The following is a 10,590-nucleotide window of genomic DNA, read 5'->3' as shown; positions in this document are numbered from 1 at the left end:
CCGCAGGCGGCCTCGCAGACCGTCGCAAGCGAAGGCGACACGTCTGGAGCGCCCGCCAGCAGCGCGCAAGCCACCTCGCCGCCCGGCCCGCCGCTCACGGCAGCCGCCGCCAATGGCGACAGGTTCGATCCGCCGCCCTCCGCCACGATGGCGTACGACGCGTACATGAACGGCGTGCGCAATCAGACCGGCGAACTGCAATGGGTCAACGCAAACGGCCATTACCGTCTGCGCGTGGCGGTGCCGATCATCTTCTTCGGCACGTTCGAGTTCATCAGCGAGGGCGGTTTTGACGTGAACGGCATTGCGCCATCTCGTTATGTGGAAAAACGCGGTCGTCGCGCCGAATACGTCAGTGACTTCCATCGCGATGGCACGCCGATGCTGCACTTCTCGCGCTCCGGCCAGTCCATGCCGCTCGCGCCCGGCGCCCAAGACCGATTCAGCGTGATGATGCAGCTGGCAAGCTATGCGAGAGGCAATCCGGAACGCTACGCACAGGTCGGCGTGACGCACGAGTTCACGGTGGTCGACACGGACAGCAGCGAAGTCTGGCCAGTGCAGTACGTTGGCCAGGAAACCTTGCGCACGCCGCAGGGCTATGTCGAGACCCGCCACTTCACGCGGTTGCCGCGTAAGGCGGGTGACGAGCGACGCGTCGACATCTGGCTCGCGCCATCGCTCAACTGGATGCCGGTGCGCGTCAAGCAAACCGAGCCGTCGGGCAACGAATTCGAACTGGTCTTCACACAGCAATCGTCGCCTTGAGCCGGCTCGGCTCGGACCTCCGGGGCGCTAAACCCCGCGCCCCCATTCGTTAGAATTTCGAGCGATGTGCACGTCGCACCGCGGCGCGGCGCAGTGTTGTCGTGCTACTACGGTTCGCCAGCAGAAGTCCAAGGTTCCTGACATAATCAGAAACATCCCACTGCACCTACGCCACTTCGCCAACGCATCGACGAGATTTGGGGGACCGCTCACCATGAAAGTCAGTGCCAACGGTGCATCGATTCATTACGCGGTGGAAGGCCACGGTCCGTGGGTGACGCTCGCGCATCCGCTGGGCGCGGATCTCACGATCTGGGACGATCTGGTGCCCGACCTCGCGGCCCATTTCCGGGTGCTCCGATACGACAGCCGCGGCCATGGCCGCAGCGACGTCCCCGCCGGCCCTTACACCATCGAACAACTGGCCGCCGACGCGACCGCATTGCTCAATTCGCTGGAAATCCCACAAACGCACTTCGTCGGCATTTCGATGGGCGGTGCCGTCGCGCAACAAGTCGCGCTCGATGCGCCGGAGCGCATCGCCAGCCTGACGTTGATCGACACCACGGCCGGTTACGACGACGCCGACGCGAAGGTGTTTCGCCAGCGCGCCACGCAGGCACGCGAACGGGGCATGAAGGCGCTTGCCGACGGCACGCTCGAGCGCTGGCTGGGCGAGCGCTTCCGCAAGCGCCACCCCGAGGCATCGGAACGCGTTCGCGCGCTGGTGGCCAAGGCGCATCCTGAGGGTTTCGCGGCCGCCTGCGAAGCGCTGGCCGCGTTCGACGTGCGAGCCAAACTGTCGGAAATCGACGCGCCGACCCTGGTGCTGGTCGGGGAAAACGATCCCTCCACGCCGCCGGCCGTCGCGCGACGCATCGCCAGCGGCATCGCCGGTGCCCGGCTGGAAATCGTGCCCGACGCCGCCCATCTGTCGATCGTCGAGCAGAAACAGTTCGTAACCAATGCCCTTGCAACGTTTTTGCTCGGGGCGTCCTCTAACGTGTGAACCAGCAAGCTGCGGGACCTGTAGCGGGATCTTAGACAAGGAGGGCCAAAACCATTGAATTCGTCAGCCGGTGTGCCGATAAGCGAATCATGGGGCACTGCCTCTTGAAATCGCGCCGCGTCGCCCCTATGTGGGTTACTGAGGACCATGCAGGAACACCAGGAGAGTTGCCATGCTCATGATTTACAACAGCCCGAACTACTATGTGGTCGAGTTTGCCGCGGATAACGGCGATCACGCGCTATCTGCCGGTGGCTATGAAATCGTGGACAAAACCGCTGGCCGTGAGATTTTTCTCGACGGCACGCTTGCCCGGCAATTCCGTGAAGAAGTGCAGAAGTTGATCGCCAGCGAGCCCTCCGAGGACGAAGTCGATGAATTCCTCGGCCAGTTCGATACCTTCATGACGAACCCGGTCGTGCTCCACTGACGCCAACACCGCACGCGGTGCCGCCACCCACACCCAACCCTCGCCACGGCGAGGGTTTTTTCATGGCGCCGAAGCTTACCGGCATGTCATGCATCACCGCCTTATCCCGCACGGCAATGGCCTCGCGCAGGCCCTCAGCACTGTTCCCACGGGAGTCCTTCGAAGCGCCACCCGTTCACGGCGTTGCGGTGATGGGTGCCGTCCAGATCGCCCTCGAAGCCATGCAGCACGGCATACACGTTGCGGAACCCGGCCGCCTCGAGCGCCTCGCCGGCCGCAGTGCTCCGGTTGCCGCTGCGACAGATCAGCAGCACGGGACGCTCGCCTCCGGCGCCGGCGAGCTTGCGCACGCTCTGGACGAAATGGGGGTTGATCTCCCAATCCGGGCCGTCGTTCCACGCCACGTGGATCGCCCCGGCCGGGTGTCCCACGAACAAGTATTCCATTTCGCTGCGGCAATCGACGAACAGGGCATTGGCCTTGGCTTGCAGAAACTGGTGAGCGGCGCTCGGGAGCAGGAATTCCATATCGTTGGCGAAAGCGGGTCAGGACGGCGCGGCGCGCGCGTCACGAATCGCCGCCGGCGCCGCCCGGCAGGCGGCGGCGCGCGGGCGGCGGGCGCGAAAACCATTACAATTATAGGTTTTCCGGCCACTCCAAGGCGACGTCCGTCATGACCACCGCTAGCCCATCCGCCGCCAACGCCCATACGGGGACCGCATCGACCACGGCTCCGGCCCGCTCACAGCCACGCTACACGCGGGGTCAGGCACTGCCCGCGCTGCTCGAATCGCGCATCCTGATTCTGGACGGGGCCATGGGCACGATGATCCAGCAGTACAAGCTGAGCGAAGCCCAGTACCGTGGCGATCGCTTCGCCGACTTCGCGCACGACGTCAAGGGCAACAATGAGCTGCTCTCGCTCACGCGCCCCGACATCATCAGCGAGATTCATCGCAAATACCTTGCGGCAGGCGCCGATATCCTCGAGACGAATACGTTCGGGGCGACGACGATCGCCCAGAGCGACTATCACATGGAGGATCTGGCCGACGAGATGAACCGCGCGTCGGCACGTCTGGCGCGCGAGGCCTGCGATGCCTTCAGCACGCCCGACAAGCCACGCTTCGCCGCCGGCGCCATCGGTCCAACGCCGAAGACCGCGAGCATCAGCCCGGACGTGAACGATCCGGGCGCGCGCAACGTCGACTTCGACCAACTGCGCGACGCCTACTACGCGCAAGCCAAGTCGTTGCTCGAAGGCGGCGTCGATCTGTTCCTCGTCGAGACGATCTTCGATACGCTCAACGCCAAGGCCGCGCTCTTTGCCATCGACGAGCTGTTCGAAGACACCGGCGAGGTATTGCCGATCATGATCTCGGGCACCGTCACCGATGCCTCCGGGCGCATTCTGTCGGGCCAGACGGTCGAAGCGTTCTGGAATTCGCTGCGTCACGCCCGCCCGCTCACGTTTGGCCTGAACTGCGCGCTCGGTGCGACGCTCATGCGTCCGTACATCGCGGAACTGGCCAAGCTGTGCAACACCTACGTGTCGGTCTACCCGAACGCCGGCCTGCCCAACCCGATGAGCGATACGGGCTTCGACGAGACGCCCGACGTGACGTCGAGCCTGCTCAAGGAATTCGCGCAGGCGGGCCTGGTGAATCTGGCGGGCGGCTGCTGCGGCACCACGCCGGAACACATCGCGGAGATCGCGAAGGCGCTGGCTGACGTGAAGCCGCGCCGCTGGCCGTCGCAGTATCGCCCCACCGGCGGCGGCGACGGCACGGATGGCAACGACGGCGACGACGCCTGAGCGTAGCCAGCGTCCGCCCGACGAAGACAAGATTGATTGCAGCAAGCCCGGCGCGCCGCCGTCGCCTCTCACGCACGAGGCACGGCCAACGCGCCAACCACTGAACGGATTGCCCCATGAGCCAAACGCCCTTCCTGACGCCTGTCGAATCCGTCGAGCCAGTGCAGCCGATGCGCCTGTCCGGCCTCGAGCCCTTCAACATCGGCGCGGGCACGCTCTTCGTCAACGTCGGCGAGCGTACCAACGTCACGGGTTCGAAAGCGTTTGCGCGCATGATCCTGAACGGCCAGTTCGATGAAGCCCTCGCGGTCGCCCGCCAGCAGGTCGAGAACGGCGCCCAGGTCATCGACATCAACATGGACGAGGCGATGCTCGACTCCAAGGCCGCGATGGTGCGCTTCATGAACCTGATCGCCTCCGAGCCGGACATCGCGCGCGTGCCGATCATGATCGACTCGTCGAAGTGGGAAGTGATCGAGGCGGGACTGAAGTGCGTGCAGGGCAAGGCCATCGTCAACTCGATCTCGCTCAAGGAAGGCCGCGAAGCGTTCGTGCATCACGCCAAGCGGATTCGCCGTTACGGCGCCGCCGCCGTGGTCATGGCCTTCGACGAACACGGGCAGGCCGACACCTACGCGCGCAAGACCGAGATCTGCGCGCGCAGCTATCGCGTGCTCGTCGACGAAGCGGGTTTCCCGCCCGAGGACATCATCTTCGATCCGAACATCTTCGCGGTGGCCACCGGCATCGAAGAGCACAACAACTACGCGGTCGACTTCATCAACGCCACACGCTGGATCAAGGCGCACCTGCCCGGCGCGAAGATCAGCGGCGGGGTGTCGAACGTCTCGTTCTCGTTCCGCGGCAACGACCTCGTGCGCGAAGCGATTCACACCGTGTTCCTGTACCACGCGATTCAGGCGGGCATGGACATGGGCATCGTCAACGCCGGTCAGCTCGGCGTGTATGAGAACCTCGATCCCGAACTGCGCGAGCGCGTCGAAGACGTGGTGCTCAACCGCCGCGACGACAGTACCGAGCGTCTGCTGGAAATTGCAGAGCGCTTCAAGGGCGGCGCGCAACGGCGCGAAGAGAACCTGGAGTGGCGCAACCAGCCGGTCGAAGCGCGTCTCGCGCATGCGCTGGTGCATGGCATCACCACGTTCATCGTCGACGACACGGAAGAAGTGCGCCAGAAGATCCACGCCGCGGGCGGCCGTCCGATCCAGGTGATCGAGGGCCCGCTCATGGACGGCATGAACGTCGTGGGCGATCTGTTCGGCGCGGGCAAGATGTTCCTGCCCCAGGTCGTCAAGAGCGCGCGCGTGATGAAGCAGGCCGTCGCGCATCTGGTACCGTTCATCGAAGAGGAAAAGGCGCGCATGGCGGCCGCCGGGGAAGACGTTCGCTCGAAGGGCAAGATCGTGATGGCCACGGTCAAGGGCGACGTGCACGACATCGGCAAGAACATCGTGACCGTGGTGCTCCAGTGCAACAATTTCGAGGTGGTGAACATGGGCGTGATGGTGCCCTGCGCCGACATTCTCGCCAAGGCGAAGGAGGAAGGCGCCGACATCATCGGCCTGTCGGGTCTCATCACGCCGAGTCTGGAAGAGATGGCCTACGTCGCCTCCGAAATGCAGCGCGACGATTACTTCCGCCTGCGCAACATTCCGCTGATGATTGGTGGCGCCACGACGTCGCGCGTGCACACGGCCGTGAAAATCGCGCCGCACTATGACGGCCCCGTGATTTACGTGCCCGACGCGTCGCGCTCGGTGTCGGTCGCCTCGAATCTGCTGTCGGACGAAGCCGCCGAGCGATACCTCGAAGAGGTCAAGACGGATTACGAGCGCGTGCGGGCACAGCATGCCAATCGCAGGGCCACGCCGATGGTCTCGCTCGCCACCGCGCGGGAAAACAAGTTCAAGATCGATTGGTCGACGTACGTCCCGCCCAAGCCGAAGTTCATTGGCCGGCGCGTGTTCAAGAACTACGACCTGGCTGAACTGGCGGACTACATCGACTGGGGCCCGTTCTTCCAGACGTGGGATCTGGCTGGCCCCTTCCCCGCGATTCTCAGCGACGCGATCGTCGGCGAGTCGGCCCAACGCGTCTTCGCGGACGGCAAGGAGATGCTGGATCGCATGATCAAGGGCCGCTGGCTGACGGCCAACGGCGTGATCGCGATGCTGCCCGCCAACGTGGTCGGCGACGACGACATCGAAATCTATACGGACGAGTCGCGCTCGGAAGTCGCTTTCACGTGGCATAACCTGCGACAGCAAAGCGAGCGGCCCGTGGTCGACGGCGTGCGTCGCCCGAACCGCTCACTGGCCGACTTCATCGCGCCCAAGGACAGCGGGGTGGCGGACTACATCGGCGTGTTCGCGGTCACGGCCGGTCTCGGTGTCGACGCCAAGGAAGCCGGCTTCCTCGCCACACACGACGACTACAGCGCGATCATGCTCAAGGCATTGGCCGACCGACTCGCCGAGGCGTTCGCCGAGTGCATGCACGCGCGCGTGCGTCGCGAGTTCTGGGGCTACGCCAGCGGCGAGCAACTGGACAACAATGCCCTCATCAAGGAAGCGTACGTCGGCATTCGCCCGGCCCCGGGCTACCCGGCTTGCCCCGAGCACTCGGTCAAGGGACCGATGTTCCACTACCTGCAAGCCCATGAAGTCGGCATGAGTGTGACGGAATCGCTCGCCATGCTGCCCGCCGCGAGCGTCTCGGGCTTCTACCTGTCGCATCCGGACAGCACATACTTCAGCGTCGGCAAGATCGGCCCCGATCAGGTCGAGGACTTCATGGAACGCGCCAACGTGGACGAGGCCACCGCCCGGCGCCTGCTGGCCCCGCAACTGTCGTAATCGCATGCCTTCGCGTGACCCGGTGGGCGGCATGACGACTGCACGCCGACGCCGGTGTCACGCCCCTGTCGCAACCGACGCGTAGTGTCCCGCCCGTTCGGGCTGAGCCGGCAGATCGGATCCTCGGCCACCGGCGCCTTGCCATCTGTCGACCGGCTCACTTCGAGAGGTTCCATGCACGCATTGCAAAGCATTCAGAATTTCCACCTCCTGCCGCTGCTCAACACAGCCGTCTCGCTGCTCGTCGCGTTTATCCTGGGCACGATCATCGGTGTGGAGCGTCAGGTCCGCCAGCGCACGGCCGGTCTTCGCACCAACGTGCTCGTGGCCGTGGGGGCCGCCGCCTTCGTCGACTTGTCGATGCGGCTCATGCCCGGCGATACGCGCGTGATTGCCTACGTCGTGTCGGGGGTCGGCTTCCTCGGGGCCGGCGCCATCATGAAAGACGGCGCCTCGGTGCGCGGCCTGAACACCGCCGCCACGTTATGGGGCTCGGCCGCCGTGGGCGCCGCCGCCGGGGCCAGTCTGATCGTCGAAGCAGTCGTCGTCGCGGGCTTCGTGCTGGCGGCCAATACGTTGCTGCGTCCGGTTGTGAACCGCATCAACCGCGCCCCGATCAACGAGGCGACGTCGGAGGCGACTTACGCGCTGTCCGTCATCTGCGCCCGCACGACGCAACGAGAAGTGCTCGACAAGGTGGAAGCCTGGCTCGAAGCGTCGAACTATCCCGTGCGCGCGCTCGATATTCACCCGTTCGGCGAAGCCGACGTCGAGATCGAAGCGCTGTTGCTGCCCACCGCCGTGCAGGCTGGCGAACTCGACGCCCTCTCCGATCATTTGGAAACGCTGCCGGGGGTGAATCAGGTGTTCTGGTCGAGCCGTTCGGACGACTAGGGGAAACATGCCGAGTGATGCGCGATGACGGCCCATGTGAGGGCGTCGCCGCATCGATCGCTGGCACTGAAAGTTGCAGATTCCGGGACGGGGAACTCACGCGAAAGCGAGAGGGTTGGCGAGCGACGCGCTCGGACGAGGGGCGCGTCGTGCCGGACGAGGGGGGGCGCCTGCCCTGCGCTGTCTGCGAGGGCCTGCCGTTGCCTTCGACCGCTTAGCGGCGGCCAGTCTCCCACATCACGGCGACGTTTTCCTTGCGGGACTCGCGCAGCATATCGAGCAGCGGATACGCACGTTGCGCCAGGCGCAGACGATCCTCTTCCTCTCGTTCGCCGGACTTCTTGCCTTCGTTTTCCTTCTTCGCGGCGGCATTGTCTTCCGCGATGGCGGCTTCCAGCTTCGCAATGGCCTCGCCCATTTCGTCCTCGCCGATGGCACCGCGCTCGCCAAGCTTCTTGCCGACCAGCCCGAGCAGAAACTGCGCGAGATTTTCCAGCATGGTGATTGTGGGCGAAGCGTGCGACTTGAACGTTACCAGCATGGTTGTCTCCCTATTGGCGTTGTGACCCCCTCCGCCGCCCCGAGCGCATGTCACGCAACGCGTGGGATCAGCGGGTACCGTGACTTCATCATACACCTGTTAAAATCCGGTGCTGACGATTCAATTGCCTGTCCGGACGCGTCCGGACGCACCCGAAACACCCGCCAATGCTACCTGCACAAAAGAATGCTCTCGTCGCGCTGATCGGCGACGTCGTCGCCGGTCTGATGCCCGCAGACGGCACTGCGACCCCCGCGCAAAATGCGCCGGCCTTGCCGACTATCCTGCTCGAACGCCCGAAAGTCGCCGCGCATGGCGATCTGGCCTGCAACGTGGCAATGCAACTCGCGAAGCCGCTGCGCGCCAATCCGCGCGAGCTGGCCCAGAAGATTGCCGACGCCATCCTCGCCGACGCCCGCGCGAGCGGACTCGTCGACGCGGTTGAGATCGCCGGCCCCGGCTTCATCAACCTGCGTCTGGCCAACGCCGCGAAGCAGTCGGTGGCGCGCGCGATCCTGACCGAAGGCGCCGCCTTCGGCCACTGCGCTGTGCGCCACGACGACGCGCCGGTGCTCGTCGAGTTCGTCTCGGCCAACCCGACCGGCCCGCTGCACGTGGGTCACGGCCGTCAGGCCGCGCTCGGCGACACGATCTCGGCGCTGCTGGGCACGCAAGGCCATCCGGTCCATCGCGAGTTCTATTACAACGACGCCGGCGTGCAGATCCAGACGCTCGCCACCTCGGTGCAGGCGCGCGCACGCGGCCTCAAGCCGGGCGACGCCGAGTGGCCGGAATCGGCCTACAACGGCGACTACATCGGCGACATCGCACAAGACTTCCTCGCACGCAAGACCGTGCAGGCCTCCGACGGCGCCCCGGTCACCGGCAGCGGCGACATCGAGGACATCGATTCGATCCGCGCATTCGCCGTGGCCTATCTGCGCCGCGAGCAGGACATCGATCTGCAGACCTTCGGTGTGCGCTTCGATCAGTACTACCTCGAGTCGTCGCTCTATGCCGACGGCAGTGTCGAGCGCACGGTGCAGGCGCTCGTCGACGCGGGCGTGACGTACGAACAGGACGGCGCGCTGTGGCTGCGCACGACCGATTACGGCGACGACAAGGACCGCGTGATGCGCAAGTCCGACGGCACGTACACGTACTTCGTGCCGGACGTTGCCTATCACACCCGCAAGTGGGCGCGCGGCTTCCATCAAGTCATCAACGTGCAGGGGTCGGACCACCACGGCACTATCGCCCGCGTGCGCGCGGGGTTGCAGGCCCTGGGCATCGGCATTCCGACGGGCTACCCCGACTACGTGCTGCACAAGATGGTCACCGTTATGCGCCACGGCGAAGAGGTGAAGATTTCCAAGCGCGCGGGCAGCTACGTGACGGTGCGCGACCTGATCGAGTGGTCGGGCGGCATCACGGCCGAAACCCCGGTCACGGATCCGGCCGAGCGTGAAGCCGCCCTGCGCCGTGGCCGCGACGCTGTGCGCTTCTTCCTAATTTCGCGCAAGGCGGACACCGAATTCGTGTTCGACGTGGATCTCGCGCTCAAGCAGAACGACGAGAACCCGGTGTACTACGTGCAGTATGCGCACGCCCGCATCTGCTCGATCCTCACGCAATGGGGCGGCGACGACGCCCGTTTGGCCCACGCCGACCTCGCGCCGCTCGACAGCGAACGCGCGCTCGCGCTGCTGCAACTGCTCGCCGAATACCCGGACATGCTCACACGCGCGGCCGAGGAACTTGCGCCGCACGCCGTGGCCTTCTATCTGCGGGATCTGGCGGGGGCGTTCCACTCCTTCTACAACGCCGATCGCGTGCTGGTCGACGACGAGACCGTCAAGCACGCGCGTCTGGCGCTGCTGGCGGCCACGCGTCAGGTGCTGCGCAACGGTCTTGCCGTGCTGGGCGTGTCGACCCCGGCCAAGATGTAAGCCCCAGTTATCCAACCCTTCCGAACGGCAAACGCATCGGAACTCTGTAAGGACGGAATCGACTCGATGGCACACACACGTCGGCCTCCCCGCCAGCGGGGCGGTACTTTTCTGGGCATCGTGCTCGGCCTGATCGTTGGGCTGGCCGTTGCCGTCGTCGTCGCGCTCTACATCACGAAGACGCCGACCCCATTCGTCGAAAAGACGCCGCCGCGCCCGGCCGATAACTCGCCGGCCGCGCAAGCGCCCGATCCGAACAAGTCGCTGCAGCCGCGCACGCCGCTGCCGGGCGCCGCGTCGGCCGTGG

9 protein-coding genes and 1 pseudogene are annotated in these 10,590 nt (G+C 65.3%); 8 read left to right on the top strand and 2 right to left on the bottom strand.

Annotation, left to right across the window (positions count from 1 at the left end; genetic code table 11):
- The 3 genes from A985_RS24020 to A985_RS0103310 form a co-directional block, all read left to right on the top strand.
- Window positions 1-768: DUF3108 domain-containing protein (locus A985_RS24020; protein ID WP_017232002.1), on the top strand; the 768-nt coding region annotated here is incomplete at its 5' end.
- A 214-nt stretch (window positions 769-982) separates the two neighbouring features.
- Entirely contained in the window at window positions 983-1,777 is a 795-nt protein-coding gene (gene pcaD, locus A985_RS0103315; protein WP_017232001.1) for a 3-oxoadipate enol-lactonase, read from the top strand.
- A gap of 172 nt (window positions 1,778-1,949) precedes the next feature.
- Window positions 1,950-2,207, top strand: a complete 258-nt coding sequence (locus tag A985_RS0103310; protein ID WP_017232000.1) for a DUF3567 domain-containing protein — start codon at window positions 1,950-1,952, stop codon at window positions 2,205-2,207.
- Between the two features lie 134 nt (window positions 2,208-2,341).
- On the opposite strand, the gene A985_RS0103305 is transcribed toward A985_RS0103310, so the two are convergent.
- Window positions 2,342-2,734 carry a rhodanese-like domain-containing protein gene (locus tag A985_RS0103305; RefSeq protein ID WP_017231999.1) on the bottom strand — a complete coding sequence of 131 codons (393 nt, stop codon included), beginning with the start codon at window positions 2,732-2,734 and terminating at the stop codon, window positions 2,342-2,344.
- A gap of 146 nt (window positions 2,735-2,880) precedes the next feature.
- Here A985_RS0103305 and A985_RS0103300 point away from each other — a divergent pair, with 146 nt between their 5' ends.
- The 3 genes from A985_RS0103300 (at window position 2,881) to A985_RS0103290 (ending at window position 7,793) form a co-directional block, all read left to right on the top strand.
- On the top strand, window positions 2,881-4,023 hold the full coding sequence (locus tag A985_RS0103300) for a homocysteine S-methyltransferase family protein (protein ID WP_017231998.1): 1,143 nt from the start codon (window positions 2,881-2,883) through the stop codon (window positions 4,021-4,023).
- Window positions 4,024-4,139: 116 nt separating this feature from the next.
- On the top strand, window positions 4,140-6,899 hold the full coding sequence (gene metH, locus A985_RS0103295) for a methionine synthase (RefSeq protein WP_017231997.1): 2,760 nt from the start codon (window positions 4,140-4,142) through the stop codon (window positions 6,897-6,899).
- A 183-nt stretch (window positions 6,900-7,082) separates the two neighbouring features.
- On the top strand, window positions 7,083-7,793 hold the full coding sequence (locus A985_RS0103290; RefSeq protein ID WP_026131610.1) for an MgtC/SapB family protein: 711 nt from the start codon (window positions 7,083-7,085) through the stop codon (window positions 7,791-7,793).
- Between the two features lie 214 nt (window positions 7,794-8,007).
- On the opposite strand, the gene A985_RS0103285 is transcribed toward A985_RS0103290, so the two are convergent.
- Entirely contained in the window at window positions 8,008-8,334 is a 327-nt protein-coding gene (locus A985_RS0103285) for a DUF1840 domain-containing protein (protein WP_017231995.1), read from the bottom strand.
- A 227-nt stretch (window positions 8,335-8,561) separates the two neighbouring features.
- Here A985_RS0103285 and argS point away from each other — a divergent pair, with 227 nt between their 5' ends.
- Both argS and A985_RS24015 read left to right on the top strand, forming a co-directional pair.
- Complete coding sequence (argS, locus tag A985_RS0103280) at window positions 8,562-10,283, top strand: arginine--tRNA ligase (protein WP_369751547.1); 1,722 nt, start codon at window positions 8,562-8,564, stop codon at window positions 10,281-10,283.
- 66 nt (window positions 10,284-10,349) lie between these two features.
- A pseudogene (locus A985_RS24015) lies at window positions 10,350-10,590 on the top strand (cell division protein); the annotation flags it as partial.

This window comes from Pandoraea sp. B-6, from assembly GCF_000282835.1.
GTDB classification, from domain to species: Bacteria; Pseudomonadota; Gammaproteobacteria; order Burkholderiales; family Burkholderiaceae; genus Pandoraea; species Pandoraea cepalis.
This window is presented reverse-complemented; position numbering and strand designations above follow the sequence as displayed.

Bases quoted from the DNA above. Each gene is read 5' to 3' on its own strand.
- pcaD (WP_017232001.1), top strand. From the start codon at position 983: ATGAAAGTCAGTGCCAACGGTGCATCGATTCATTACGCGGTGGAAGGC.
- A985_RS0103310 (WP_017232000.1), top strand. From the start codon at position 1,950: ATGCTCATGATTTACAACAGCCCGAACTACTATGTGGTCGAGTTTGCC.
- A985_RS0103305 (WP_017231999.1), bottom strand. From the start codon at position 2,734: ATGGAATTCCTGCTCCCGAGCGCCGCTCACCAGTTTCTGCAAGCCAAG.
- A985_RS0103300 (WP_017231998.1), top strand. From the start codon at position 2,881: ATGACCACCGCTAGCCCATCCGCCGCCAACGCCCATACGGGGACCGCA.
- metH (WP_017231997.1), top strand. From the start codon at position 4,140: ATGAGCCAAACGCCCTTCCTGACGCCTGTCGAATCCGTCGAGCCAGTG.
- A985_RS0103285 (WP_017231995.1), bottom strand. From the start codon at position 8,334: ATGCTGGTAACGTTCAAGTCGCACGCTTCGCCCACAATCACCATGCTG.
- argS (WP_369751547.1), top strand. From the start codon at position 8,562: ATGCCCGCAGACGGCACTGCGACCCCCGCGCAAAATGCGCCGGCCTTG.